Origin of the sequence: Delftia sp. JD2, from assembly GCF_001682645.1 — a bacterium.
GTDB lineage: Bacteria > Pseudomonadota > Gammaproteobacteria > Burkholderiales > Burkholderiaceae_C > Comamonas > Comamonas acidovorans.
Genome location: NZ_LFJT01000005.1, coordinates 97,179 through 121,003, shown reverse-complemented (window position 1 = coordinate 121,003; position 23,825 = coordinate 97,179). Strand labels below are relative to the sequence as shown.

The window sequence follows — 23,825 nt, the reverse complement described above, 5'->3', positions numbered from 1 at the left end:
TCCTTGGTGTCCCTGGGTTGTGCCGTGCCGGTTTCATTCACCGCGGTCGATGCAGGCGCCGAGTTCCTCTCTTTTTCCACTGCCATCGCAAGGAGCACACCATGGCCGAAACCCTGATCAAGGTCGATCTCAACCAGTCCCCCTACGACAACCCGCAGGTGCACAACCGCTGGCATCCCGACATTCCCATGGCGGTCTGGGTGGAGCCGGGCGCGGAGTTCAAGCTGGAGACCTATGACTGGACCGGCGGCGCCATCAAGAACGACGACAGCGCCGAAGACGTGCGCGACGTGGACCTGTCCACCGTCCACTTCCTGTCCGGCCCCGTGGGCGTCAAGGGCGCGCAGCCCGGCGACCTGCTGGTGGTGGACCTGCTGGACATCGGCGCGCGCGACGACAGCCTCTGGGGCTTCAACGGCTTTTTCTCCAAGCAAAATGGCGGCGGCTTCCTGGACGAGCATTTCCCGCTGGCCCAGAAGTCCATCTGGGACTTCCACGGCATGTTCACCAAGAGCCGCCACATCCCCGGCGTCAACTTCGCAGGCCTCATCCACCCGGGCCTGATCGGCTGCCTGCCCGACCCCAAGATGCTGGCCAGCTGGAATGAGCGCGAGACCGGCCTCATCGCCACCGACCCCGACCGCATTCCCGGCCTGGCCAACCCGCCCAACGCCACCACCGCCCACATGGGCCAGATGCAGGGCGAGGCCCGCGACAAGGCCGCCGCCGAAGGCGCGCGCACCGTGCCGCCGCGCGAGCACGGCGGCAACTGCGACATCAAGGACCTCTCGCGCGGCTCGCGCGTGTTCTTCCCCGTCTACGTGGACGGCGCGGGCCTGAGCGTGGGCGACCTGCACTTCAGCCAGGGCGATGGCGAGATCACCTTCTGCGGCGCCATCGAGATGGCCGGCTGGGTGCACATGAAAGTCAGCCTCATCAAGGGCGGCATGGCCAAGTACGGCATCAAGAACCCCATCTTCAAGCCCAGCCCCATGACGCCCAACTACAAGGACTACCTGATCTTCGAAGGCATCTCGGTGGACGAAAAGGGCAAGCAGCACTACCTGGACGTGACCGTGGCCTACCGCCAGGCCTGCCTGAACGCCATCGAGTACCTGAAGAAATTCGGCTACAGCGGCGCCCAGGCCTACTCGCTGCTGGGCACGGCGCCCGTGCAGGGCCATATCAGCGGCGTGGTGGACGTGCCCAATGCCTGCGCCACGCTGTGGCTGCCCACGGAGATCTTCGACTTCGACATCAATCCCACGGCCGAGGGACCACAGAAGATCATCACGGGCGGGGTGGATCTGCCCATCGCCCAGGACAAGTAAGCCCGGCATACGACACCCGCTATCCACCATCCGCCAGAGGCCGCCCATGCCCACCTATGACTACCACTGCACCGCATGCGGCGGCTTCGACGCGCTGCGCAGCCTCTCGCAGCGCAACGAGCCCGCGCCCTGCCCCAGCTGCGAGGCGGCCTCGCCCCGCGTCTTCGTCAGCGCGCCGCGCCTGGCCTGCACCAGCCCCGAACAGCGCCGCGCCCATGACACCAACGAGCGCGCCCGGCACGAGCCCAGGCGCTCACGCGATGTGGCCGAGGGCAGCTACGCGCGCATGCGCCACCCTTCGGGCTGCGGCTGCTGCAGCGGCGCCAGCAAGCGCGGCTCCACGGTCACGGCGCCCAACGGCGCCAAGACCTTCCCGACCAAGCGGCCCTGGATGATCAGCCACTGACCGCGGCCCCTGCGCCGCACCAATGACAAAGGCCCGCGACGCGGGCCTTTGTCCTGCCTGGCCGTACCGCTCAGTGCACGGCGCCGATGAAGCCCGCCAGCTCCGGCGTCTGCGGGTTGGCGAACAGCTGCTTGGCCGGGCCGCTTTCGTGGATCAGGCCCTGGTGCATGAACACCAGCTGGTCGCCCACGTCCCGGGCAAAGCGCATCTCGTGCGTGACCATGATCAGCGTCATGCCCTCGGCGGCGAGCTGCTTGACCACGGCCAGCACCTCGTTGACCAGCTCCGGGTCCAGTGCCGAGGTGATCTCGTCGCACAGCAGCACCTTGGGCTGCATGGCCAGCGCGCGTGCAATGGCCACGCGCTGCTGCTGGCCGCCGCTGAGCTGGTCGGGGTAGCTGTCGTACTTGTCGCCCAGGCCGACCTTGGCCAGCATCTGGCGCGCCAGCGCCGCCGCCTCGGGCTTTTTCACGCCCTTGACCACGGTGGGCGACAGGGCCACGTTCTCGCCCGCCGTCAGGTGGGGGAACAGGTTGAACTGCTGGAACACCATGCCCACGTTCAGGCGCAGCGCGCGCAGCTGGGCGGGCGAGGGCGCGCTGCCCTCCGAGCCCTTGAGCACGGCGTCGTCCACCACGATCTGGCCGGACTGGATGGCCTCCAGCCCGTTGATGGAGCGCAGCAGCGTGCTCTTGCCCGAGCCGCTGCGGCCGATGATGGCGACCACCTGGCCGCTGTCCACGCTCAGGTCCACGCCCTTGAGCACATGGTTGTTGCCGTAATGCTTGTGAACGGCGCGCACATCAACGAGCGGCATAGAGTTTCTTCTCCAGATGGGATGCGTAGAGGGACAGGGGCCAGCACAGCAGGAAGTAGCCTGCGGCGACCAGGCCGTAGATGAGGAAGGGCTGGAAGGTGGCGTTGGCCAGCATGGAGCCGAGCTTGGTCAGCTCGCTGAAGCCGATGATCGAGGCCACGGCCGTGCCCTTGATGATCTGCACCGAGAAGCCGACCGTGGGCGCTATCGACAGGCGCAGCGCCTGCGGCAGCACCACATGGCGCATCTGCTGCAGGTAGCCCATGGCCAGGCTGGAGGAGGCTTCCCACTGGCCGCTGGGGATGGACTCCACGCAGCCGCGCCAGACCTCGGCCAGGTAGGCGCTGGTATACAGCGTCAGGCCGATGGCGGCCGCCGTCCAGGGCGAGATGTCCAGGCCGGCCATGGACGAGCCGAAGAACACGATGAACATCTGCATCAGCAGCGGCGTGTTCTGGAAGGCCTGGATATACGCCTTGGCCAGGCGGCGCAGGTTCTGGCTGCGGCCCACGCGGGCGAACAGCACCAGCAATCCGGTGGCGCCGCCCAGCACGAAGGCCAGCAGCGACAGCGCCAGCGTGGCCAGCAGGCCCTCGGCCAGCTTGGCCAGGATGGGCAGCAGGGGAATATCGGCAATCATGCGGCGTCTCCGGCAGTGGTTGCAGGTGCAGCAGGTGCAGCGGGCCGGGCTGCACGCGGCGTGCGGCGGCCCACCACGAAGCGCTGGCCTATCCAGGCCAGCAACTGGCGCAGTGCCAGGGCCAGCACGAAGTACGCCGCCGTCACCACCAGGTAGGTCTCGAACGCGCGGAAGTTGCGCGACTGGATGAAGTTGGCGGCGAAGGTCAGGTCCTGGGCGGCGATCTGCGAGACCACCGAGGTGCCCAGCATCACGATCACGATCTGGCTGCTCAGCGAGGGCCAGACCCGCTGCAGCGCAGGACGCAGCACCACATGGCGGAAGACCGCCCAGCGGCCCATGCCCAGCGCGCCAGCGGCTTCCAGCTGGCCGCGCGGCGTCTCCTGGATGCCGGCGCGCACGATCTCGGTGATGTAGGCGCCCAGGTTGATCACCGTGGTCAGCAGGCAGGCCTGCCATTCGTTGATCTGCACGCCCAGCGAAGGCAGGCCGAAGAACACGAACATCAGCTGCACCAGGAAGGGCGTGTTGCGTATGCCCTCCACGTACACCTTGAACAGCCAGTGCAGCGGCGCAATGCGCCAGGCGCGGCTGACGCCGCCGGCCACGCCGATGGCGCCGCCCAGCACGGCGCCCGCTGCCGTCAGCGCCAGCGTGAAGCCTGCGCCCTGTGCCAGCAGGCCGCTGTAGTCGAACACGGCGCCGAAGTCGAATTGATAGGCCATGGAAGGATTTCCGGGAGCAGGGGCGCAGCGGTTACAGGGTGGCGGGCAGCGGCATCTTCATCCAGCGCTGGGACAGGCCGGTCAGGCGGCCGTCGGCCTTGAGCTTGGTGATGATGGCGTCCACCTTCTGCAGCAGCGCCGGCTCGCCCTTGGCCACGCCGATGTAGCAGGGCGTGTCCTCGACCGCGAACTTCACGTCCAGCTGACGCAGCCTGGTGCGCTCGTTCACGGCGTTGGCCACGATGTTGCCCAGCGTCACCAGCTGCACCTGGCCCGTCAGATAGCTTTGCGCGGTGGCGTTGTTGTCCTCGTAGCGCTTGATGGTGGCCGAGGCCGGCGCCACCTGCGTGAGGGCCAGGTCCTCGGTGGAGCCGCGCGTCACGCCCACGGTCTTGCCGGCCAGGTCGGCAGGGGCCTTGATGCTCACGTCCTTGGGGCCGTAGACGCTCTTGGGGAAGGGCGCATAGGCCTGGGTGAAGTCGATCACCTTGGCGCGCTCGGCGTTCTTGCCCAGGCTGGAGATGACGATGTCGGCCTTGCCCGTGGTCAGGAAGGGGATGCGGTTGGTGCTGGTCACGGGCACCAGCTCCACCTTCACGCCCAGCTCCTGGGCCACCAGGGCGGCCATGTCGATGTCATAGCCCTGCAGCTTCAGGTCGGTGCCCAGCGAGCCGAAGGGCGGGAAGTCCTGCGGAATCGCCACGCGCAGCACGCCGGCCTTCTGGATGTTGGCCAGCATGTCGGCATGGGCTGCGCCGCCCAGGCCGGCAGCGGCCAGGGTGGCGGCCGCCAGGGCGGTGCGGATGAATGCGCGGCGGGGTGTCAGGGAGGAAGTCATGCGAAAGCTCCTTCGGAAGGTGGGGTGAGGCGAAAGGAAAGCGGGTCAGGGTCGGGCGCAGATGTATCGGGCGGCGTTGCGTCGGGCGCCGTCGTGTCGTCCGGTGTGTCGAGATCGATGCCGCTGCGCCTTGCGGCCGACAGCAGGTGGGCGCGCATGGCGCCCGCGGCACCCGGCGCATCGCCGGCGCAGACGGCCTGCACGATGGCGTCGTGCTCGCGCACGGGCTGGTCGTCGGCGCCACTCCAGGCAAACGGCAGGCGCAGGCTGTGGCTGATGGCCAGCTCCAGCTGGCGCGCCATGGCCACCAGGCCCGGGTTGCCCGACAGCTGGGCCAGCAGCAGGTGGAACTGCAGATCGGCGTCGGCGGCGGCCAGCAGGTCGCTGCGGTCCAGGGCGTGGGCCAGCTGGGGCTGGGTCCATTGCAGCTGGCGCAGGCCGCTGTCGTCGGCGCGCACGGCCGCCAGAGCGGCCCAGCCGGGCTCCAGCACCAGGCGCAGCTCGATCAGCTGGCGCGGCGACAGCGTGCCCAGCGCCGGGGTGGCATAGGCGCGGTGCATGCGTGCACGGCCGCTGTGCGGGCCGTTGATGCGCACGCCCTTGCCCGGCTGGATCTCGACCAGGCCCAGGGCCTCCAGCATGGACAGCGCCTCGCGCAGCGAAGCGCGGCTGATGCCCAGCTGCCGGGCCAGCTCGCGCTGCGGCGGCAGCTGGCTGCCGCCGGGATAGTGGCCGCTCAGGATGTGCTGCTGCAGCGTCTGGGCCATCGAGATCGGAATGCTTTGCATGGGCTGGCGCGGGTGGAGGGTTTTGGCCTGACTGGTCAGACCACGTACCCAGCAGATAGCGAATTGCGTGCCAGATGCAAAAAAAGGAGCGTTGTCCTCAGGCGTTGCAAAGAATCCGGGGCGATGGGGTATCGACAATCCGCCCCGAAGGCGCTGCCGGCGGCCCGCGCTGCCGCGCTTTGGTGCAGTGCCGCATGGCTTTGTGCAGGCCTGCCCCGAATGCGGGCGTAAAACCCGCACTGCAGGCCGCCGCCAGCCGCCGTAGAATCCCGGGCTTTGGCCCGAGGAGCGTTGCAGCGCGGCACCCGCCCATCCGTACACCGGATCGCGTGCCGCGTCAGGCTTGGGCCTGGTGCAGGTTCCCGGCCGGACCGCGCCCACGGTGCCAACGACGCTCACCTGTTGCCATGCCGTTTTTGCAGGTGAGCTTGATGTCGTCCTCTTTCACTCCCCCTCCCATGCGTCTGTCGGGCCTGGAGCCCGTCTCCATCGGCGAGGGCACGCTGTTCGTCAACGTGGGCGAGCGCACCAACGTCACGGGCTCCAAGGCCTTTGCGCGCATGATCCTCAACGAGCAGTACGAGGAAGCGCTGTCCGTGGCACGCCAGCAGGTGGAAAACGGCGCCCAGGTGATCGACGTGAACATGGACGAGGCCATGCTGGACAGCAAGGCCGCCATGGTGCGCTTCCTGAACCTCATCGCCTCCGAGCCCGACATCGCCAAGGTGCCGGTCATGGTGGACAGCTCCAAGTGGGAGGTCATCGAGGCCGGACTGCGCTGCCTGCAGGGCAAGGGCATCGTCAACTCCATCTCCATGAAGGAAGGCCTGGATGAATTCAAGCGCCAGGCCCGGCTGATCAGGCGCTACGGTGCGGCCGCCGTGGTCATGGCCTTCGACGAGAAGGGCCAGGCCGACACCTACCAGCGCAAGATCGAGATCTGCGAGCGCGCCTACCGCATCCTGGTGGACGAGGTGGGCTTCCCGCCCGAAGACATCGTCTTCGACCCCAACATCTTCGCCGTGGCCACCGGCATCGAGGAGCACGACAACTACGCCGTGGACTTCATCGAGGCCGTGCGCTGGATCAAGAAGAATCTGCCCGGCGCCAAGGTCTCGGGCGGCGTCTCCAACGTGAGCTTCAGCTTCCGCGGCAACGACCCCGTGCGCGAGGCCATCCACACCGTGTTCCTGTACCACGCCATCTCGGCGGGCATGGACATGGGCATCGTCAACGCCGGCATGGTCGGCGTCTATGACGACCTGGAGCCCCAGCTGCGCGAGCGCGTGGAAGACGTGGTGCTCAACCGCCGCCCTGACGCCGCCGAGCGCCTGCTGGAGATTGCCGACGCAGCCAAGGGCGCCGCCAAGGACGACAGCAAGAAGCTCGAATGGCGCGGCACGCCCGAGAACCCGAAGACCGTGGGCGAGCGCCTGTCGCACGCCCTGGTGCACGGCATCACCGACTTCATCGTCACCGACACCGAAGAGGCCTACCAGCAGATCGTGGTGCAGGGCGGCGGCCGCCCGCTGCACGTGATCGAAGGCCCGCTCATGGACGGCATGAACATCGTGGGCGACCTGTTCGGCGCCGGCAAGATGTTCCTGCCCCAGGTGGTCAAGTCGGCGCGCGTGATGAAGCAGGCCGTGGCCCATCTCGTGCCCTACATCGAAGAGGAAAAGCGCCAGCAGGAAGCGGCGGGCCTGGACGTGTCCAGCAAGGGCAAGATCGTCATCGCCACCGTCAAGGGCGACGTGCACGACATCGGCAAGAACATCGTCACCGTGGTCCTGCAGTGCAACAACTTCGAGGTCATCAACATGGGCGTGATGGTGCCCTGCCATGAGATCCTGGCCCGGGCCAAGGCCGAGGGCGCGGACATCATCGGCCTGTCGGGCCTGATCACGCCCAGCCTCGAAGAGATGCAATACGTCGCCGGCGAGATGCACAAGGACGACTACTTCCGCATCAAGAAGATTCCGCTGCTGATCGGCGGCGCCACCTGCTCGCGCGTGCACACCGCCGTCAAGATCGCGCCCAAGTACGAAGGCCCCGTGGTCTACGTGCCCGATGCCTCGCGCAGCGTCAGCGTGGCCCAGAGCCTGCTGGGCGAGAACAAGGGCAACTACCTGGCCGAGATCCAGGCCGACTACGACAAGGTCCGCACCCAGCACGCCAACAAGAAGAAGACACCGCTGTGGCCTCTGGCAAAGGCCCGCGCCAACGCCACGCCCGTGGACTTTTCCCAGTCCCCCGTGGCGCCGCGCGCCCTGGGCCGGCGCGTGTTCCGCAACTTCGACCTGGCCGAGATCGCCGAGTACATCGACTGGGGCCCGTTCTTCCAGACCTGGGATCTGGCCGGCCCCTATCCGGCCATCCTCGACGACGAGATCGTCGGCGTCGAGGCGCGCAAGGTGTTGGCCGACGGCCAGGCCATGCTCAAGAAGATCATCGAAGGCCGCTGGCTGCAGGCCAACGGCGCCATCGGCCTGTTCCCTGCCAACCGCGTGGGCGATGACATCGAGTTCTATGCCGACGAGTCCCGCAGCCAGGTGCTGATGACCTGGTACGGCATGCGCCAGCAGACCGAAAAGCAGATGGTGGAAGGCCCGGATGGCCAGCCCGTGATGCGCCCCAGCCGCTGCCTGTCCGACTTCGTGGCCACCAAGGAATCGGGCATCCACGACTACGCGGGCCTGTTCGCCGTCACGGCCGGCATCGGCGCCGAGAAGAAGGACAAGGAGTTCGAAGACGCGCTGGACGACTACTCCGGCATCATGTTCAAGGCCCTGGCCGACCGCCTGGCCGAGGCCTTCGCCGAATGCCTGCACCAGCGCGTGCGCAAGGACCTGTGGGGCTATGCGCCCGACGAGGACCTCAGCAACGAAGCGCTGATCAAGGAACAGTACAAGGGCGTGCGCCCCGCGCCCGGCTACCCGGCCTGCCCCGACCACAGTGCCAAGACCGACCTCTTCGCCGTGCTCAAGGCCGACGAGATCGGCATGACGCTGACCGAAAGCCTGGCCATGAACCCGGCCTCCAGCGTCAGCGGCTTCTACATCGGCCACCCCGACTCCGTCTACTTCAACGTCGGCGAGATCGGCGAGGACCAGCTCGCCGACATGGCCGCGCGCCGGGGCATGGACATTGAGGAGCTGCGCCGGTTGCTGGCGCCGAATCTGGGGTGAGAACGTTTGTCCGCGCGGACTGGTGCCGCGCGTTGCAAGAAAAAAGCCAGGGCATGCCCTGGCTTTTTTATGGACGCCGCCGCAGCGGCATTCAGCGCTCGATCAGAGCCCGATTTCCTTGTTGTACGCCTTGCGCGCCGCCACGGCCGTGTCCGTGAAGTCGGTGAACACGCCGTCGATGCCCAGGCGGTAGTAGGTCAGGTATTCCTGCACGGGGTCGCCCTTGTACAGGCCGGCCAGGCGGCCTGGCTCGTTGCGGAAGGTGAAGCTGTGCACGATCAGGCCGGCCTTGTGGGCGTCGCGGATCAGGCCCGTGTCCTTGACGGTGTTCACGTCCTTGAGGCCGGCGCCGTCCTTGTAGGGCACGACGGAGTGGGCCAGGACCTGGGGCTTCCAGGGGCCGATGCCGTCGGCATAGGTCTTGATGTCGGCCAGGCCTGCGGGCGTGAGCATGGCGGCGAAGGTGCGGGCGTCGCCGGCCAGGGTCCAGCTGTAGGGGCGGCCGCTGATGAAGGTCCATTCATCGTTGGTGATGTAGACCATGGAGCCGTCGCGCAGGCTGAAGTCGTTGCCGTCGATCAGCTGCACGCCCTTGGCCTTCATGCCGGCCTGGCGCAGGTACTTGAGGCTGGCCGGGTCGAAGCTCTGGATGTAGATGGCCGAGTCCTTGGCGTTGAGCTTGTTCTGGTCCAGCAGCTTGATCACCGCATCTTCGAAGGGGCGCGAGCCGGGTGCGCCGCAGCCGTTGGCGATCGCCTGCTGATTGTTCCAGTAGGGGTTCTTGGTCTCGGCGTAGACGGGGATGGTGCGGCCCAGGGCCTTGCCCTTGGCGGCGGCGATGTCCAGCACGTCCTGGGCGCTGATCAGGGGCAGCTTGCCGTTCCACTCGGTGGGGCGCTCGCTGCGGTTGTCCAGGATGGTGCCGGTCAGCCAGCTGCGTAGCTCCTGCAGCGTGAAGTCGCTGATGGACCAGTCGTTGCGGTGGTCCTCGCCATCGACCACCAGGGCCTTGAGCACGGACTTGGGATCGTTGGCGTCCAGCTGGTCGCTCAGGTATTGCGAGGGGCCGTTGGCAGGCACGGCGGGGTACTTCACGTTGACCAGCACGCCGGCCGTGGTGCGCTGGCGGCGTGCCACTTCGGCATTGGTCTTGGCCACGTCAGCCACGTTGGTGCTGTCGCTGAGCCAGGCGTTGTGGCGGGCGACCAGCTGGCAGTCCTTCGTCATGTGCATGTCGAGTTCGAGCATGTCCGCGCCTGCATCGGCGGCGGCCTCGTAGGCCATGCGCGTCTGCTCCGGGAACTTGCCCGAGAAGCCGCGGTGGGCGATCACCTGGGGCTGCTTTCCGTCGAGCGTGAGGTAGAACGAGCCGCCGTCACCGCCGCAGGCCGTGAGGACTGCAGCCGCGCACAGGGACGCGAGCAGGGGAGTGCGGGAAAAGGACATAGGACGTTGGGTCATATCCGAAGCAGTGGTGGGTTGATGAACGGCGCGCAATGCGCCAACTCAGCAGCGTATGCAGTCAGCCGTGTCGGCACCATGACAGTGCGCCCCGTAGGACCCAGATTGGCGTTTTAGCGACGGTCGGTGGAAATTTGCCGACCCTCCGACACAGGGTTATCCCCCGAACAGGGGCGCCAGCGTGGCGCGCAGGCGGTCGCTGGCGTCGGGCGCCTCGGGCGGGCGGATCTCCAGCGAGCGTTCCACCGTGCCGATGTGCTCCAGCAGCAGGGCCTTGGCGCCCTCGGTGTCGCCGCGCTCCAGGGCCTCGACGATGCGTTCGTGCTCGGCGCAGGACTGGCTGGCGCTGTGCGTGGACTGGAACAATGTGGCCGCCAGCGTGGTGCGCGCCGTGAGGTCGCGCAGCGTGAGCGCCAGCAGGCGATGGCCCATCTGCTCGGCCAGGCAGACATGGAAGTCGGCCAGCAGGAAGGCGCGCGTGGCCGCGTCGGCGCCGGCAATGGCGTCCTGCTCCTGGGCGATGTGGCGGCGCAGCTGGCCGATCACGCTTTGCATCGGGCGGCCGGCCTCGCCCAGGATGCCGGTCTCGATGATGCGGCGCGCCGCGAAGGCGTCCTGCGCCTCCTCGGCCGAGGGCTGGACCACGTACCAGCCGCGCCGGGGCTGCACCTGTACGAAGCCGCGCGCCTGCAGTTGCATCAGCGCCTCGCGCACCATGGTGCGGCTGACCGCGAAGTTGTCGGCCAGCTCCTGCTCCCCCAGCCGTTCGCCGGGCGCCAGTTTCTGGGCCAGGATGGCTTCGACGACGCGCTCGGCGATGTGCTGGGGGCTTACAGGTGTCATTGCGTTGCAGGGTGGGCAGGAGTCACGGTTGCGGGGACGGCGGCGGCGCCGGAGGGCTCGGCGTCGGGCCCCTGATTGTCGGCCAGGCCGTTGAGCACGGCATGGGCGCGCTCGCGGTCGATGTCACCTTCCCAGGCCGCGATGGCCACGGTGGCCACGCAGTTGCCGATCAGGTTGCCCAGCGCGCGGGCAATGCCCATGAACCAGTCCACCGACAGCACCAGCACCAGGCCGATGGCGGGGATGGCCGGAATCGCATGCAGCGTGGCCGCCAGCACCACGATGGCCGAGCCCGGCACGCCGTGGGCGCCCTTGGAGGTCACCAGCGCAATCGCCAGGATGGTCAGCAGGTCGGCCATGCCGATGGGCGTGTTCGTGGCCTGGGCGATGAACACGGCCGCCAGCGTGATGTAGATGGAGAAGGCGTCCAGGTTGAACGAGTAGCCCGTGGGAATCACCAGGCCCACGGTGGAGTCGCGCACGCCCATGTTGCGCAGCTTGGCCATGATCTGGGGCAGCACGCTGTCCGAGGAGGTGGTGGCGAAGACCACCATCAGCTCCTCGCGCAGGTAGCGCAGCAGCTTGATCAGGCTGAAGCCCGAAAAGCGCATCACCAGGCCCAGCACCACGAAGACGAAGAAGATCACGGCCACGTAGAACAGCAGCACCAGCATGCCCAGTTGCTTGAGCGAGCCGATGCCGTACTGGCCCACGGTGAACGAGATCGCACCCAGCACGCCCAGCGGGGCCAGCTTGATGAGGATGCCCATGATCTTGAACAGCACGTTCGACAGCGTGTCGATCAGCGCATGCACGGGCGCGCCGCGCTCGCCCAGCATGGTCAGCGCGCAGCCGAACAGCACGGCGAACAGCAGCACCTGCAGCACGTCGCCCGTGGCAAAGGCCTGCACCACGGTGGTGGGGATGAGCTTCATCAGGAAGTCCACCGTGCCGCCACTGGTCAGCTTGTCGGCGTTGCTGGCGTAGGCGCTCATGGCCGAGGCGTCGAGCTTGCTCGGGTCCACGTTCATGCCCGCGCCGGGCTGGAACACGAAGGCCAGCACCAGGCCCAGCACCAGGGCGATGGTGGTCAGCACCTCGAAGTAGATCAGCGACTTGACGCCGACCCGGCCCACGCGCTTGAGGTCGCCTGCGCCCGCGATGCCGTGCACCACCACGCAGAACACCAGCACGGGAATGATCATCTTGATGAGCTTGATGAAGCCATCGCCCAGGGGCTTGAGCTTCACGGCCCATTCAGGGGCCAATATTCCGGCGAGCACACCCAGGATGAGTGCGATCACCACCTGTCCGAACAGTGATCTGGCAAAGCGGCGCATAGTCGTCTTTCGCAAGTTGTGGAATCTTGTATGCAAGTGGATTTACAACTTGCATGCAAGAATGTAGACAAGCGAAACGCGTGCCAGCAGAGGGTATTCCCTGCAGATTTGCGGCACTCCAGAGAGCATCAGCCCTGACTTTTTCTGCATGAAATCCGCCGATGCGGGCGGGCCTCCCCGCCGTGGTGCAGGGCGGGTGGCCGTCATGCCCGCGCATGGTGCGCAGGCGGGTGCGCGGGCGGGCGCAGGCCCCGTGGCGGGGCATGCGGGGTATGCGCGGCATGCGCGGGCGCGGTGCCTTGCGCACCGCACCGGGATCAGCGCAGGTTGCGCTCCAGAGCGCGGTCCTTGATGAAGAAGGCCGCGAATAGGCCCAGCGTCACGCCGAACATCACATAGAAGGCCGGCGCCATGGGCGAGCCGGTGGAGCGGATCAGCCAGGTCACGATGAACTGCGCAAAGCCCCCGAAGATCATCACCGCCACGTTGTAGGCCATGGACATGCCGGCCGAACGCACCTGGGGCGGGAACAGCTCGGCCATCACCGTGCTGAACACGCCGAAGAACACGGCCACGAACACGCAGACCACCAGCTGGGTGATCAGCAGCTTCTGCACCGTGGGGCCGTCGGTCAGCCAGGCATACAGCGGGTAGAGCACCACCAGGTAGCCGATCAGCGAGCCGATGGTCAGCATGCGGCGGCCCACGCGGTCCGATAGGGCGCCGAAGAACGGCATGATCACCACCATCAGCGCGGCGCCGGCCATCTGCACCATGAAGGCATCGCGCATGGGCAGCTTCAGCGTCACCGTGGCATAGGTCACCAGATAGGTGAAGGTGATGTAGATGGACACCGTGGCCGTGACCACCAGGCCCATGCCCACCAGCGTCTCGCGCGCATGCGTGCGCAGCATCTCCATGATGCCGATCTGGCGCGCCTTGCCGCTGGCCTGAGCAGCCTGCATTTCCTTGAAGACCTCGGGCTCCTCCACATGGCGGCGGATGTACAGCGCCACGGGAACGATCAGCAGGCCCACGGCGAAGGGCACGCGCCAGGCCCAGGCCATCAGCTCCTCCTCGGTGAAGATCTCGGTGATCAGCGTGCCCGTGGCCGCGCCGATCAGCAGGGCCAGCATCTGTCCGGCCATCTGCCAGGAGCCATAGAAGCCGCGCTTGCCGGGCGGTGCCAGCTCGATCAGCAGTGCCGTGGACGTGCCGAACTCGCCGCCGGCCGCAAAGCCCTGCAGCAGCCGTGCCAGCACGATGAACAGCGGCGCCAGGATGCCCACGGCCGCATAGGTGGGCGCCAGCGTGATCAGCGCGATCGCCACCGCCATCAGGCCCGTCACCATCACCATGGCCGCCTTGCGGCCCTTGCGGTCCCCGTACAGGCCCAGCAGGATGCCGCCCACGGGCCGCATGAAGAAGCCCACGCCGAACACGGCCGTGGTCATCAGGATGCGGTTGATGTTGTCGTCCGGATTGTCGGGATTGCTGGGAAAGAACAGCTTGGCGACGATGGGTGTCATGAAGGCGAACACCAGGAAGTCATACCACTCCAGCGCGTTGCCGATGACGGCAGCCACGATGTTGCGGGTCGAGACGGTTTGCTTGGTCAAAGCAGAGTCCATTTCCGAAAAGGGATTGAAAAGACGGCAGTCACGCCCGGGGCATGGGTCGGCGTGCCTGCCCGGGCCGCAACCCGGGCGTACACTGCTTCGCCATATGCAATGCCTATGCCATGGCCTGCGTCGTCCACGAAGGGCGGCGCAGGCCATGGCGCAGATGGAACCACATGACTACCTGGAAAAACACCCGCGACTGGCTGGAAACACTGGTCGCATTCGACACCACCAGCCGCAACTCCAACCTGGCGCTGATCGAGTGTGTACGCGATGAGTTGGCCACGCTGGGCGTGAGTGCCCGATTGTTCCACTCTCCGGACGGCGCCAAGGCCAATCTCTTCGCCACTTTGCCGGCCCACAACGGCGAAACGCAGGGTGGCATCGTGCTGTCCGGCCATACCGACGTGGTTCCGGTCGATGGCCAGCAGTGGAGCACCAACCCCTTTGCGCTCACCGAAAAGGGCGGGCGCCTGTATGGCCGCGGCAGCTGCGACATGAAGGGCTTCATCGCCGCCTCGCTGGCGCTGGTGCCCGAATTCCTGGCTACGCAGCGCGCCAGGCCCGTGCACCTGGCCTTCTCGTACGACGAGGAAATCGGCTGCGCGGGCGCGCCCGTGATGATCAACCAGCTCAAGGCCGAGGGCGCGCGCTTCGACGGCTGCGTGGTCGGCGAGCCCACCAGCATGCAGGTCGTGGTGGCGCACAAGGGCATCAACCTCTACCGCTGCCGCGTGCACGGCAAGGCCGCGCATTCGTCGCTCACGCCGCGCGGCAGCAATGCCATCGAATACGCGGCGCGGCTGATCTGTCGCATCCGGGACATCGCCGACCACTTCAAGGCGCACGGCCCCTACGACGAATTCTTCGACGTGCCCTTCACCACCATGACCACCAACCAGATCCAGGGCGGCATCGCGGTCAACACCATCCCCGAGCTGTGCGAATTCGCCTATGAATTCCGCAACCTGCCCGGCATGTCGGTGGACGGCATCCAGGCCCAGGTCGAGTCCTATGTGCGCGACGAACTGCTGCCGCGCATGCGCGCCGAATTCGCCGACGCGCGCATCGAGATCGAGACCGGCGCCAGCGCGCCCGCGCTGGAAGCCTCGGAAGAAGCCGCCATCACCCAGTTGGTGCGCGCGCTGACCGCCGACCAGGAAAAGCGCAAGGTGGCCTACGGCACCGAGGCCGGCCTGTTCCACAACGCCGGCATTCCCACCGTGGTCTGCGGCCCCGGCTCCATCGAGCAGGCGCACAAGCCCGACGAGTTCGTGGAGCTGGCCCAGCTCGACGCCTGCGAGCGCTTCCTCAGCAAAATGGGCCGGTCGCTCTGAGCCAGGGCGGGGCGCGCCCCGCTCAGCGCACCGGGATGGCGATGGGCCGCAGCGGCGCGGCGTCGCCGCCGCGGATCTTGAGCGGGCCGCCGATGAAGGCGAACTCGTAAACCTTGTCGCGCGACAGATCGTCCAGCGCCACCAGCTCCATGATGGGCACGCCCTTTTGCGCCAGCAGGTAGCTGTGCAGCGGGACGTAGTCGTCGTCCACCTCGGACGGGAACGTCTCCAGGCTCAGGTTGTCGGCGCCCACGATCATGGCGCCGCCTTCCTCCACCAGGAAGCGTGCGGCATCCAGGCCCAGGCCCGGCGGCTTGGCCATGTAGGCCTGGGGCTGGCCGTACAGCTTCATGCGGCCCGTGCGCACCAGCACGATGTCGCCCTCCTGCAGCGTCACCTTCTGGCGTGCCAGCGCATCCTTGAGGTCCTGGCGCGTGATGCGGTACTGGTCGGGCAGCATCTCCAGGCCCTTGGCGGCCGCCACGTCGATCAGCACGCCGCGCGCCACCAGCGGCGGGAATTTCTCTATGCCCGTGCGCTGCCAGCCCCGGTCGCCCAGATGCTGGTCTGCGCTGAAGCCGTTCCAGATCCTGCCGCGTATGCCGAAGTGGTTGAGCGCATCGATGTGCGTGCCCGTGTGGCTGTACATGGAAAACGCCGTGCCCGTGTAGCTGCGCGTGGCGTTCATGTCCTTGCCCACGTTCATGGGATCGTCCACCACGGTGCCGCGCGGCGTGTGCGTCATCCAGAACTGGTAGTGCGGATCGCCCGCGTCCTGCCAGCTGGGCATGCCCACGTAGTACTCGGTGGCCAGGTCATAGACCTGCCCTCCCGTGATGCGCTGCAGGATGGCCGCGCGCGAGGCCGGCGTGATCAGGTTCAGGCGGCCGATCTCGTCGGCCGGCCCCCAGGGGCTGGTGCCCACGTCCTGGCGTGCGCCGGCCGGAGGCTCGTGACCGCCATGGGCCTGGGCCGCGGTGCCCGCGAAGGCGGCGGCCAGGGCGATCACGAGAGAGGGCAGCGCCATGCGGCGAGCGAAGCGTTGGAGAGTCATGGAAAGGTCCTTGGTCTGCTGAAAAAGGGCGCGCATGCCGCGCGCGAGGGAAGGCGGAAAAACGCCGATGAAAAAAGCAAAGACGGGGGCGCTCAGGCCGCCAGGAAGTGCAGGCGTTCGCGCAGCGCAGCCAGCGACTGGGTCTGCAGCGGCGGCAGGCGCGGCGCGATCAGCGTGGGAATGGAGCGCAGGCCCATGCGCTGCGCCAGCGCGCGGTCCTGGCGCACCTGCTCCAGCGCCTGGGCACCTTCCATGCAGCCCGCGAAGGCATTGCGCTCGAAGCCCGTGCGCGTGGCGATGTCCAGCAGCACTTCGGCGTCGCCGATGTTGCGGTGCTCGCTCATGTGGGCGTGCTGGATGGCGTCGAACAGATCCCAGTGCGCGTCATCGCCGCCCAGGATCTGGGCCGCCTGGCAGGCCAGTGCGCCGGCCATGCCGCTGGGGTACTCGAAGGCCTCGCGGCGCATGCCCTCGATGTCGATACGGTCCTCGTCGTCATGCTCCGCGCAGGCCTGCCAGTGCTCCAGGATGACCTGCTTGGCGCGCTCCATGGAGCCGAAGGCCTCCACCATCTCGGCGCGCGAGGCCTGCAGCACGAAGCTGCGGTGGCGCACGCGCAGGCCCAGCTCGCGCGCCACCTGGCGCAGGCGTGGCGACATCACGTAGCACCAGCCGCAGACCACGTCATGGAAGAAGTCGATGGCGGGGGCGACCGCGGGCGCCGCAGCGGGCGCCGCCTGCAGGGCCTGCTGCGGCGAGGGGGCCGCCGCATCCTGCGCGGGCAGGGCGCAGGAAAAATCATTGCATTGCGTCATGCTTGTGTCCTTCATGGCTGTGATGGACGGCAAGCGTAGGCCGCAGGCCCGGCGCGAAAAAGGGGCGTGCGCTTGAGGAACTCTTAACGCGGCGTCAACAATCCTCGCCCATGGCGGCAGGCAGCTCCTCGGCCAGAAAGTCCACGAAGGCGCGCACCTTGGGCAGCAGGTGGCGCTGCGTGGGATAGACCGCGTAGACATGGCGGGCCTGCGCGGCCTGGTCCGCAAGGTCCAGTGCGACCAGCTGGCCTGCCGCAATCGCCGGCCGCGCCAGGAACGAGGGCAGGGCGCCAATGCCCAGGCCCGCCACCAGCAGGTCGCGCAGCATCAGGCTGTTGTTGACGTTGGCGCGCGCCTCGGACGGCGCCTGGGGGCTCTCGCCCGCTTCGCGGGGCGCATGCGCCAGGCTGTAGTTCAGCAGCGCATGGCCGCGCAGCGCGGCGGCACTGGCCGGGCGGCCATGCGCCTGCAGATAGGAAGGGGCCGCGCACAGCATCTGCGACAGCGAGGCCAGGCGCCGCGCGATCAGCGAGGAGTCCGCCAGCTCCGCGCTCAGGCGGATGGACACATCGAAGCCCTGGCCCACCGCATCCACCAGCCGGTCTTCCATGGACAGGTCGATCTGCAGCTGCGGATGGCGCTGCATGAAGCGCGCCAGCAGCGGCGACAGCGTGCTCAGCGCAAACGACAGCGGCGCATTCACGCGCAGCCGGCCGGCCACCTGCTGCGCCTGCGCGCGCACCGACTGCTCCAGCGCATCGAATTCATCGAGCAGGCGGCAGCACTCGGCGTAGTAGGCCTGGCCCGTGTCGGTCAGGCTCATGCGGCGCGTGGTGCGCTGCAGCAGCACGGCGCCCAGATGGGCTTCGAGCGCGCGCAGCTGCTTGCTCAGCGCGGCCGAGGACAGGTCCAGCGCGTCGGCCGCCTTGGCGATGGAGCCCAGTTCTACGATGCGCCGGAAGGCGCGCAAGGGGGTCAGCGTATCCATGGGGAAAAAGCAAAGAGTGGCGCGCAGCGTAGCAGGCCGCTCGGGTTTGCCGGGGCATGCCTGCGGGGGCAGGGGCGACAATCGCCAGGTACGGCGCGCCCGCCGCGCCTCTTTGTCTTCCCGAATCTGTCCATCCCATGCCCCAGACCACTCCCGCCTGCCCCCAGTGCGGCCTTGAAAACACCTATCCCGACGCCACCAGCTACATCTGCCCCGACTGCGCCTTCGAATGGCCCATGCAGGCCGAAGAAGAGTCCGGCGAAGCCGCCGCTGGCGACGGCATCGTGCGCGACGCCAACGGCAATGCGCTGGCCGACGGCGATGCCGTGATCCTGGTGAAGGACCTCAAGGTCAAGGGCTCGTCCACCGTGCTCAAGAAGGGCAGCAAGATCAAGGGCATCCGCCTGGTCGATGGCGCCGACGGCCACAACGTGGACTGCAAGACCGAACTGGGCTCCATGCTGCTCAAGTCGGAGTTCCTCAAGAAGGCCTGAGCATGCTGGCGCTGTCGCTTGCGGTATCGGCGGTCCTCGGGCTGCTGGCGCTGTGGGTGTTTGCGCCCCTGTTCATTGCGCTGACCGCTGGCGCGGTGGTGGCCCTGCTGCTGCTGACACTGGCCGGCCGTACGGGTCTCACGGGTCTCATGGGCCGCACCGCGCGCACCCTGCCCGTGGCGGGCTGGTGGGCCGTTGCGCTGTGCGCCGGCGCGGCCTGCGTGGCCATGCTGGTGCTGCTGCCCGACCGGCTCGACGGCGCGCCCTTCCTCGCCTTCGGCATGGGCCTGCTGGCGGCCACCTGCGCGGGGGCGCTGGTCTGGTTGACGGGCTGGCTGATCGCCGGGCGGCAGCCTGTGCCGGTGTCCTGGTGGACCGGCTCGGCCCTGGCCGGCCTGGGTGCCTTCCTCGCCCTGCTGCTGGGCGGCCCCGACACGGCGGGCTGGATGGCCTGGCGCGACCAGCTGCGCGGCTACGAGGCCGTGCCGCTGCGCATCACGCTGGCCGAAGCGCCCACGGCGCAGCGCGAGCAGGCCCTGGCCGAACTGCTGCAGCCCTTGCTGGAGCAGGGCAGCCGTGCCGTCCGCCATCGCCAGTCCACGCGCTTCGGCAACTCGGTAGAGCACGCCGTGGTGCCCGCCCGCTGGCGCATCGAGGGCAGGCTGCTGGAGATCATGCTGGCCGAGAAGCCACCCGCGCCCCTGCTCAGCGCCCATGTCGCTTTGCTGGAGCAGTTCGCCGCCAGCGGCCCCGCCCAGGCGGGCCAGGCACCGTCCTGGCTGATGCTGGCCAGCGCCCAATGCCTGCCGCCGCCGCGCCTGCGCGAGCTGTCGCGCCTGCTGGGCCAGGGCAGCGAGCTGCTGGCCCGCGCGCGGCGCTGCACGCAGCAGCGCTCGGCGCAATTGCAGCGCCTGTGGCCGCTGCTGGCCGGCAGTGTGGAGCGGGTGGAAGTGAGCGAGGCGCGGCGCTTTCGTCCGTGGCTCGGCCTGCAACGCTGGCAGGCTGTGGCACTTCCCGACAATCCGGAGCCCTAGGCGGGCTCCACGTCCTTCCACTGGCCGGGCTCCAGGCCGTCCAGCGTGTAGGGCCCGATGGCCGCGCGCACCAGCCGCAGCGTGGGGTGGCCAATGGCCGCCGTCATGCGGCGCACCTGGCGGTTGCGGCCCTCGCGGATGACCAGTTCGATCCAGCAGTCGGGAATGTTCTGGCGCACGCGGATGGGCGGGTCGCGCTGCCACAGCACGGGCGGCGGCTCCAGCCGGCGCGCCTGCGCGGGCAGCGTCATGCCGTCGTTGAGCTGCACGCCCTGGCGCAGCGCCTGCAGCGCGGCCTCGTCGGGCAGGCCCTCGACCTGTACCCAGTAGGTCTTCTCCATCTTGAAGCGCGGATCGGCGATGCGCGCCTGCAGCGGGCCGTCATTGGTCAGCAGCAGCAATCCTTCGCTGTCGGCGTCAAGCCGGCCTGCCGCATGCACGCCCGGCACGTCGATGTATTCCTTGAGGCCACGCCAGCGGCCCTCGGGGGTGAACTGGCTGAGTACGCCGTAGGGCTTGTTGAAGCACAGCAGGCGTGAGGGGCCGGTGTCGGGCCGGTCGGCGAAGGCGGGTCGGGCGCGCAGGGCCGGGCCTGCAAAAGGGCGCAAGGGTGGGCGTTTTCTGGGTTGCATGGACTCAGCGATTGTCGTCGGGATAGACCGCACGCACGCACTCCAGCCAGGCCCTCGCCGCGCGCGACAGATAGCCGCTGCGCCACAGCTGCACCACGTCCCAGTGCAGTTCAGGCCCCACCAGCGGGCGGCTGGACACGCGCCGGGGGTCGAACCGCGCGATCACGTGCTCGAACATCACGGCCACGCCCACGCCTTCTGCCACCAGGTCGCCGATGAAGTCCCAGTAGCGCGTCTGCAGCCGCACCTGTGGGCTGAAGCCTGCCGCCGCGCAATGCTCCAGCACGGCCTGGTGCAGGGCGAAGTCCGAGGTGTAGAACACAAAGGGCCGCCGGGCCAGCTCGCTCCAGTGCACGGGTGCGTCCGGGTCGGGCACCTCGTGCGCGGCAAAGGCCACGCGTGTCTTCTGGTGGGCGATGGTGCAGTACTCCAGGCCCTCTCCGGCCAGGTCACCACCCGCCTCGCCCGCGCCGTGCAGGCCCAGCGCCATGTCCAGCTTGCCGTCCAGCAGCAGCTGGCGCTGGGCGCGTGCGCCCTGCTCCTGCACATGCAGTTCCACGCCCGGATGCAGTTGCTGAAAGCGCGCGATCACGGGCGCCATGTAGTGCCCGGCCGTGGGCATGATGCCCACGCTCAGGCTGCCGCGCGCAATGCCATCCACCTCGGCCACCTCCTGCAGCAGCTGGCGTGACTGCTCCAGCACCTGCAGGCCGCGCGCATGGACCACCTGGCCTGCGTCGGTCAGTTGCACACCGCGCCCCTCGCGCAGCAGCAGCGGGCCGCCCAGCTCCTCCTCCAGCGCCCGCACCATCTTGCTGATGGTGGGCTGGGTCACATGCAGCGCCTCGGCCGCACGCGTGAAGCTGTTGCAGCGCACCACCTCGACAAAGTAGCGCAGCGCGCGCAGGTCCATGAGGATTCCTTTTGTGCATGGGAAAAATGGAGATTATTCATTTTACGAATCTGAGTGCAAACCCTAGGATTGCCCCATGTCAAAGATTTCCGCCATGCCCGTCCTGCGGCCGCAGGTGTTTCAGGGTCTGCTGCACCGCTGCTGGCCGCTGCTGCGCGGCGTGCTGCAGGTGGGGCTGCTCAGTGCGCTGTGGGTGGCCATGGAGGCCGTGCGCGCGCATTTCGGCTGGGGCATGCCGGCCGGGCTGATCGGCTTCGCGCTGCTGGCCACGGGCCTGTTCAGCGGGCTGGTCAAGGCGCGCTGGCTGCAGGGCGGCACCAACTGGCTGCTGGCCGAGATGCTGCTGTTCTTCGTGCCCGCCATGCTGGTCGTCACCGAATACACCGAGCTGATCCAGCACCAGGGCCTGCGCATCCTGGGCGTCATCGTGGCCAGCACGGCCTGCGTGATGGTCGCCACGGCGCTGGCCGTGGACCGCGTCTACCGGCTGGAGCTGTGGCTGGCCCGGCGCCGCTCCACGCGCGCCGGGCTGCACAGGGAGCAGGAGTGAACGCCATGTCCGACCAGGCCATAGGCCTGCTGTCGCTGCTGGCCACGCTGGCCTGCTATGCGGCCAACAAGCGCGTGTACCGCCGCCATCCGCATCCGCTGCTCATGCCCATCGTCGCCACGCCCATGGTGCTGATCGCGCTGGCGCTGCTGACCCATGTGCGCTACCCGCAGTACATCGCCCAGACGCACTGGCTGGTCTGGCTGCTGGGCCCCACCACGGTGGCCTTTGCGCTGCCCCTGCACGAAAACCGCCACTTGCTGCGCAAGCACTGGATGTCGATCGCCACCGGCGTGCTCGTGGCCAGTGGCGTGTCCATTGCCACCACCATCTGGTTCGCACAGGCCTTCGGACTGCCCGTGGACCTGCAAAAGGGCCTGGCCGTGCGCTCGGTGACCACCCCCTTCGCCATCGAGGCCGAGCGCGTGCTGGGCGGGCCCACCGACCTGGCCGCGCTGTTCGTGCTGCTCACGGGCGTCAGCGGCATGCTCATGGGCGAGACCATCCTGCGGCTGCTGCCGCACGTGCGCAGCAAGCTGGCTGCGGGCGCCATTCTGGGTGGTGCCGCGCATGGCAGCGGGGTGGCGAAGGCGCGGCAGTTTGGGGATGTGCAGGCGGTGGTTGCTTCATTGGTGATGATGATTGCGGGGGCGTTGAATGTGGTGGTGGCGCCTTGGGTGAGGGTGCTGTTTTTCTGAAGTGATTTGCTGAAGTGATGCGGGAGCTACTATCCGTGACCGGGGTTTGATGGCTGGGGTTTTTGGGGACCCGGCTGTCTTTGGGTTTGGGGCGGGATGGGGCTGCCCGTGAGGGCGTCCGCATGCCTTGCACATGTTCTTAACTCCCGCCCACCTTGTTTGTGCCTCGATTGCTTTTGGCTTAGGTGCAATCTTTTGCCCCTGCCGGGTGGTTGTTTTTCGAGGCCGGGTCTCGGCCCGGCAGCCGACTGCCCTTTCTTGATTCGCCAAGAAAGGTCAGATCAAAGAAGGCGACCCGGATGTCCGCGACCCCTTCGCTGCGCTGCGGGGCCACCTGCGCCGTGGCGGTTGCGGGGTTCGCCGTGAAACTCACTTCGCTCTGCGAGCTACGTTCAAACAATCACGGCGAGTCAGATGACGAAGCAGTCCTGTCCTGCGGCAGGACTGCAACCCCGCAACCACCACGGCGCAGGCGCGGACATACGGGGAGTGGGTGCGGGCCTTCGCTGCGCTCGGCCTGGAGTGCTGGGGCGCTTGCCATCTTGAAAGCCTCTATCATCGCGGCAGCCCCCTGTTCCGGGGCCGGTGCGTAAGAACATCCAAAACGAAGCGGTGCGGCCTCGCCGTCAAGGAGGCCTTGTCACGTCTGATTTCCGGAGCGTGGGCGCAAGCCTGCGTTCCTGCGGTTACGGACGGGATGGGGCTACCCGCAAGGGCGTCCGCACGGCTTCGTTCGTGTTCTTAACATCCCGTCCACCTGTCTGTGCGTAAGAACACGGGCCGGTGGTTTTTGTTCTCACGAAGGAGTACGAAACCATGCACGGCATTTCTTCTTTTGCATTTCCCTCTGCCACCCGAGCGCCTCACTCTCGCGCATCTGCCGTGGGAAGGGTGGCGCCATGAGTACCGCTTCCACAACCCTGACCCAGCCCAGCCCGCAGCAGTTGAGCCATGCCGTGACCGAGATCGGCCGGCTGACGCTGCAGGGCAGCAGCGAGGTGTACTCGCTGGGCCAGCTGGCGCTGGCCTGGCTGGAGCGGCCCGAGGGCTACCGCAATCTGGAGGTGGTGGCCAATGCGCTGCAGGCCATTTGCGGGGCTGCGCAGCGGATGGAGGAACTGGTGGAGGACGAGGTCAACCACGTGCATTGCCTGCAGGAAGACCCGGCGTATCTGCGGCGGATAGCGGCTGCTGCGGTGGCGTTCCAGCGCTGATTCGCTGGTCCGCTTGCCAGGGCGCCCCGGGCTGCTGACACCCGGAATCCGCCCAATGAAAAAGCACCTCGAAAGGTGCTTTTTTCTCGTCAGCCGG

Annotated in this window: 23 protein-coding genes and 1 riboswitch; of the genes, 9 read left to right on the top strand and 14 right to left on the bottom strand. The window is 67.7% G+C overall.

Going from position 1 to position 23,825, the window contains the following annotated elements; genetic code table 11:
• Positions 1-101 precede the first annotated feature (101 nt).
• Positions 102-1,331 (top strand): formamidase, encoded by a 1,230-nt coding sequence (gene fmdA, locus ACM14_RS04525; RefSeq protein WP_013800108.1) that lies wholly within the window; start codon positions 102-104, stop codon positions 1,329-1,331.
• 46 nt (positions 1,332-1,377) lie between these two features.
• On the top strand, positions 1,378-1,737 hold the full coding sequence (locus tag ACM14_RS04520; RefSeq protein WP_012202165.1) for a zinc ribbon domain-containing protein: 360 nt from the start codon (positions 1,378-1,380) through the stop codon (positions 1,735-1,737).
• Positions 1,738-1,807: 70 nt separating this feature from the next.
• Here the strand turns inward: ACM14_RS04520 and ACM14_RS04515 are convergent, their stop codons facing one another.
• From ACM14_RS04515 to ACM14_RS04495, 5 genes are read right to left on the bottom strand one after another with little or no spacing between them, the layout of a single operon-like run.
• On the bottom strand, positions 1,808-2,554 hold the full coding sequence (locus ACM14_RS04515; protein WP_012202166.1) for an amino acid ABC transporter ATP-binding protein: 747 nt from the start codon (positions 2,552-2,554) through the stop codon (positions 1,808-1,810).
• Positions 2,541-3,194 (bottom strand): amino acid ABC transporter permease, encoded by a 654-nt coding sequence (locus ACM14_RS04510; RefSeq protein WP_012202167.1) that lies wholly within the window; start codon positions 3,192-3,194, stop codon positions 2,541-2,543. Before ACM14_RS04510 ends, ACM14_RS04515 begins: the two co-directional genes overlap by 14 nt.
• The gene (locus ACM14_RS04505) at positions 3,191-3,919 is read right to left on the bottom strand and encodes an amino acid ABC transporter permease (RefSeq protein ID WP_016448704.1); all 729 of its coding nucleotides are present in this window, start codon (positions 3,917-3,919) and stop codon (positions 3,191-3,193) included. The genes ACM14_RS04510 and ACM14_RS04505 overlap by 4 nt, the downstream gene beginning before the upstream one ends.
• 31 nt (positions 3,920-3,950) lie before the next feature.
• Positions 3,951-4,757, bottom strand: a complete 807-nt coding sequence (locus ACM14_RS04500) for a transporter substrate-binding domain-containing protein (RefSeq protein ID WP_043823244.1) — start codon at positions 4,755-4,757, stop codon at positions 3,951-3,953.
• Entirely contained in the window at positions 4,754-5,545 is a 792-nt protein-coding gene (locus ACM14_RS04495; protein ID WP_065345459.1) for a FadR/GntR family transcriptional regulator, read from the bottom strand. Before ACM14_RS04495 ends, ACM14_RS04500 begins: the two co-directional genes overlap by 4 nt.
• A 277-nt stretch (positions 5,546-5,822) precedes the next feature.
• A riboswitch (S-adenosyl-L-homocysteine riboswitch) is annotated at positions 5,823-5,949 on the top strand.
• Positions 5,950-5,976: 27 nt separating this feature from the next.
• Between ACM14_RS04495 and metH the strand changes: the two genes are divergently transcribed.
• The gene (gene metH / locus ACM14_RS04490; protein WP_254661996.1) at positions 5,977-8,733 is read left to right on the top strand and encodes a methionine synthase; all 2,757 of its coding nucleotides are present in this window, start codon (positions 5,977-5,979) and stop codon (positions 8,731-8,733) included.
• A gap of 102 nt (positions 8,734-8,835) precedes the next feature.
• Here metH and ACM14_RS04485 read toward each other — a convergent pair whose 3' ends face one another.
• The 4 genes from ACM14_RS04485 to ACM14_RS04470 form a co-directional block, all read right to left on the bottom strand.
• Entirely contained in the window at positions 8,836-10,179 is a 1,344-nt protein-coding gene (locus tag ACM14_RS04485) for a glycerophosphodiester phosphodiesterase family protein (protein WP_034397710.1), read from the bottom strand.
• A 171-nt stretch (positions 10,180-10,350) separates the two neighbouring features.
• Positions 10,351-11,037, bottom strand: a complete 687-nt coding sequence (locus ACM14_RS04480) for a GntR family transcriptional regulator (protein ID WP_012202175.1) — start codon at positions 11,035-11,037, stop codon at positions 10,351-10,353.
• Positions 11,034-12,377, bottom strand: coding sequence for a C4-dicarboxylate transporter DctA (locus ACM14_RS04475; RefSeq protein ID WP_043823239.1), 1,344 nt, complete (start codon positions 12,375-12,377; stop codon positions 11,034-11,036). The genes ACM14_RS04480 and ACM14_RS04475 overlap by 4 nt, the downstream gene beginning before the upstream one ends.
• Before the next feature lie 317 nt (positions 12,378-12,694).
• On the bottom strand, positions 12,695-14,008 hold the full coding sequence (locus ACM14_RS04470; RefSeq protein ID WP_065345458.1) for an MFS transporter: 1,314 nt from the start codon (positions 14,006-14,008) through the stop codon (positions 12,695-12,697).
• A 164-nt stretch (positions 14,009-14,172) separates the two neighbouring features.
• Between ACM14_RS04470 and argE the strand changes: the two genes are divergently transcribed.
• Positions 14,173-15,336 (top strand): acetylornithine deacetylase, encoded by a 1,164-nt coding sequence (gene argE, locus ACM14_RS04465; RefSeq protein ID WP_063327759.1) that lies wholly within the window; start codon positions 14,173-14,175, stop codon positions 15,334-15,336.
• 22 nt (positions 15,337-15,358) lie between these two features.
• Here argE and ACM14_RS04460 read toward each other — a convergent pair whose 3' ends face one another.
• The 3 genes from ACM14_RS04460 to ACM14_RS04450 all read right to left on the bottom strand — a co-directional run bounded on the left by ACM14_RS04460 (position 15,359) and on the right by ACM14_RS04450 (position 18,193).
• The gene (locus ACM14_RS04460; protein WP_016448695.1) at positions 15,359-16,390 is read right to left on the bottom strand and encodes a cyclase family protein; all 1,032 of its coding nucleotides are present in this window, start codon (positions 16,388-16,390) and stop codon (positions 15,359-15,361) included.
• Positions 16,391-16,482: 92 nt separating this feature from the next.
• Complete coding sequence (locus ACM14_RS04455) at positions 16,483-17,205, bottom strand: DsbA family protein (protein WP_065345493.1); 723 nt, start codon at positions 17,203-17,205, stop codon at positions 16,483-16,485.
• A gap of 94 nt (positions 17,206-17,299) precedes the next feature.
• A complete protein-coding gene (locus tag ACM14_RS04450) occupies positions 17,300-18,193 on the bottom strand; it encodes a LysR family transcriptional regulator (RefSeq protein WP_065345457.1) in 894 nt (297 codons plus the stop codon).
• A gap of 137 nt (positions 18,194-18,330) precedes the next feature.
• On the opposite strand from ACM14_RS04450, the gene ACM14_RS04445 reads away from it, so the two are divergent.
• On the top strand, positions 18,331-18,687 hold the full coding sequence (locus ACM14_RS04445; protein ID WP_013800120.1) for a zinc ribbon domain-containing protein YjdM: 357 nt from the start codon (positions 18,331-18,333) through the stop codon (positions 18,685-18,687).
• Between the two features lie 2 nt (positions 18,688-18,689).
• Entirely contained in the window at positions 18,690-19,721 is a 1,032-nt protein-coding gene (locus ACM14_RS04440) for a hypothetical protein (protein ID WP_065345456.1), read from the top strand.
• Here ACM14_RS04440 and ACM14_RS04435 read toward each other — a convergent pair.
• Together ACM14_RS04435 and ACM14_RS04430 are read right to left on the bottom strand one after the other, a co-directional pair.
• Positions 19,718-20,353: a pseudouridine synthase gene (locus tag ACM14_RS04435; RefSeq protein ID WP_013800122.1), complete on the bottom strand. Its 636-nt coding sequence runs from the start codon at positions 20,351-20,353 to the stop codon at positions 19,718-19,720. The genes ACM14_RS04440 and ACM14_RS04435 overlap by 4 nt on opposite strands.
• A gap of 4 nt (positions 20,354-20,357) precedes the next feature.
• Positions 20,358-21,266 (bottom strand): LysR family transcriptional regulator, encoded by a 909-nt coding sequence (locus tag ACM14_RS04430; protein ID WP_012202182.1) that lies wholly within the window; start codon positions 21,264-21,266, stop codon positions 20,358-20,360.
• 76 nt (positions 21,267-21,342) lie between these two features.
• Between ACM14_RS04430 and ACM14_RS04425 the strand changes: the two genes are divergently transcribed.
• The 3 genes from ACM14_RS04425 to ACM14_RS04415 all read left to right on the top strand — a co-directional run bounded on the left by ACM14_RS04425 (position 21,343) and on the right by ACM14_RS04415 (position 23,728).
• Positions 21,343-21,816, top strand: coding sequence for a CidA/LrgA family protein (locus tag ACM14_RS04425; RefSeq protein WP_065345455.1), 474 nt, complete (start codon positions 21,343-21,345; stop codon positions 21,814-21,816).
• A 5-nt stretch (positions 21,817-21,821) separates the two neighbouring features.
• Positions 21,822-22,514 carry an LrgB family protein gene (locus tag ACM14_RS04420; RefSeq protein ID WP_013800125.1) on the top strand — a complete coding sequence of 231 codons (693 nt, stop codon included), beginning with the start codon at positions 21,822-21,824 and terminating at the stop codon, positions 22,512-22,514.
• Between the two features lie 899 nt (positions 22,515-23,413).
• Positions 23,414-23,728 (top strand): hypothetical protein, encoded by a 315-nt coding sequence (locus ACM14_RS04415; protein WP_047218558.1) that lies wholly within the window; start codon positions 23,414-23,416, stop codon positions 23,726-23,728.
• The last annotated feature ends 97 nt before the right edge of the window (positions 23,729-23,825 follow it).

Excerpts from the sequence above, each read along its gene's own strand:
- ACM14_RS04460 (WP_016448695.1), bottom strand. The coding sequence starts at position 16,390 with ATGACTCTCCAACGCTTCGCTCGCCGCATGGCGCTGCCCTCTCTCGTG.
- ACM14_RS04470 (WP_065345458.1), bottom strand. The coding sequence starts at position 14,008 with ATGGACTCTGCTTTGACCAAGCAAACCGTCTCGACCCGCAACATCGTG.
- argE (WP_063327759.1), top strand. The coding sequence starts at position 14,173 with ATGACTACCTGGAAAAACACCCGCGACTGGCTGGAAACACTGGTCGCA.
- ACM14_RS04480 (WP_012202175.1), bottom strand. The coding sequence starts at position 11,037 with ATGACACCTGTAAGCCCCCAGCACATCGCCGAGCGCGTCGTCGAAGCC.
- ACM14_RS04505 (WP_016448704.1), bottom strand. The coding sequence starts at position 3,919 with ATGGCCTATCAATTCGACTTCGGCGCCGTGTTCGACTACAGCGGCCTG.
- ACM14_RS04475 (WP_043823239.1), bottom strand. The coding sequence starts at position 12,377 with ATGCGCCGCTTTGCCAGATCACTGTTCGGACAGGTGGTGATCGCACTC.
- ACM14_RS04515 (WP_012202166.1), bottom strand. The coding sequence starts at position 2,554 with ATGCCGCTCGTTGATGTGCGCGCCGTTCACAAGCATTACGGCAACAAC.
- ACM14_RS04520 (WP_012202165.1), top strand. The coding sequence starts at position 1,378 with ATGCCCACCTATGACTACCACTGCACCGCATGCGGCGGCTTCGACGCG.
- ACM14_RS04440 (WP_065345456.1), top strand. The coding sequence starts at position 18,690 with ATGCTGGCGCTGTCGCTTGCGGTATCGGCGGTCCTCGGGCTGCTGGCG.
- ACM14_RS04450 (WP_065345457.1), bottom strand. The coding sequence starts at position 18,193 with ATGGATACGCTGACCCCCTTGCGCGCCTTCCGGCGCATCGTAGAACTG.
- ACM14_RS04415 (WP_047218558.1), top strand. The coding sequence starts at position 23,414 with ATGAGTACCGCTTCCACAACCCTGACCCAGCCCAGCCCGCAGCAGTTG.
- ACM14_RS04495 (WP_065345459.1), bottom strand. The coding sequence starts at position 5,545 with ATGCAAAGCATTCCGATCTCGATGGCCCAGACGCTGCAGCAGCACATC.
- metH (WP_254661996.1), top strand. The coding sequence starts at position 5,977 with ATGTCGTCCTCTTTCACTCCCCCTCCCATGCGTCTGTCGGGCCTGGAG.
- ACM14_RS04445 (WP_013800120.1), top strand. The coding sequence starts at position 18,331 with ATGCCCCAGACCACTCCCGCCTGCCCCCAGTGCGGCCTTGAAAACACC.
- ACM14_RS04455 (WP_065345493.1), bottom strand. The coding sequence starts at position 17,205 with ATGACGCAATGCAATGATTTTTCCTGCGCCCTGCCCGCGCAGGATGCG.
- ACM14_RS04485 (WP_034397710.1), bottom strand. The coding sequence starts at position 10,179 with ATGTCCTTTTCCCGCACTCCCCTGCTCGCGTCCCTGTGCGCGGCTGCA.
- ACM14_RS04430 (WP_012202182.1), bottom strand. The coding sequence starts at position 21,266 with ATGGACCTGCGCGCGCTGCGCTACTTTGTCGAGGTGGTGCGCTGCAAC.
- ACM14_RS04420 (WP_013800125.1), top strand. The coding sequence starts at position 21,822 with ATGTCCGACCAGGCCATAGGCCTGCTGTCGCTGCTGGCCACGCTGGCC.
- ACM14_RS04435 (WP_013800122.1), bottom strand. The coding sequence starts at position 20,353 with ATGCAACCCAGAAAACGCCCACCCTTGCGCCCTTTTGCAGGCCCGGCC.
- fmdA (WP_013800108.1), top strand. The coding sequence starts at position 102 with ATGGCCGAAACCCTGATCAAGGTCGATCTCAACCAGTCCCCCTACGAC.
- ACM14_RS04425 (WP_065345455.1), top strand. The coding sequence starts at position 21,343 with ATGTCAAAGATTTCCGCCATGCCCGTCCTGCGGCCGCAGGTGTTTCAG.
- ACM14_RS04500 (WP_043823244.1), bottom strand. The coding sequence starts at position 4,757 with ATGACTTCCTCCCTGACACCCCGCCGCGCATTCATCCGCACCGCCCTG.
- ACM14_RS04510 (WP_012202167.1), bottom strand. The coding sequence starts at position 3,194 with ATGATTGCCGATATTCCCCTGCTGCCCATCCTGGCCAAGCTGGCCGAG.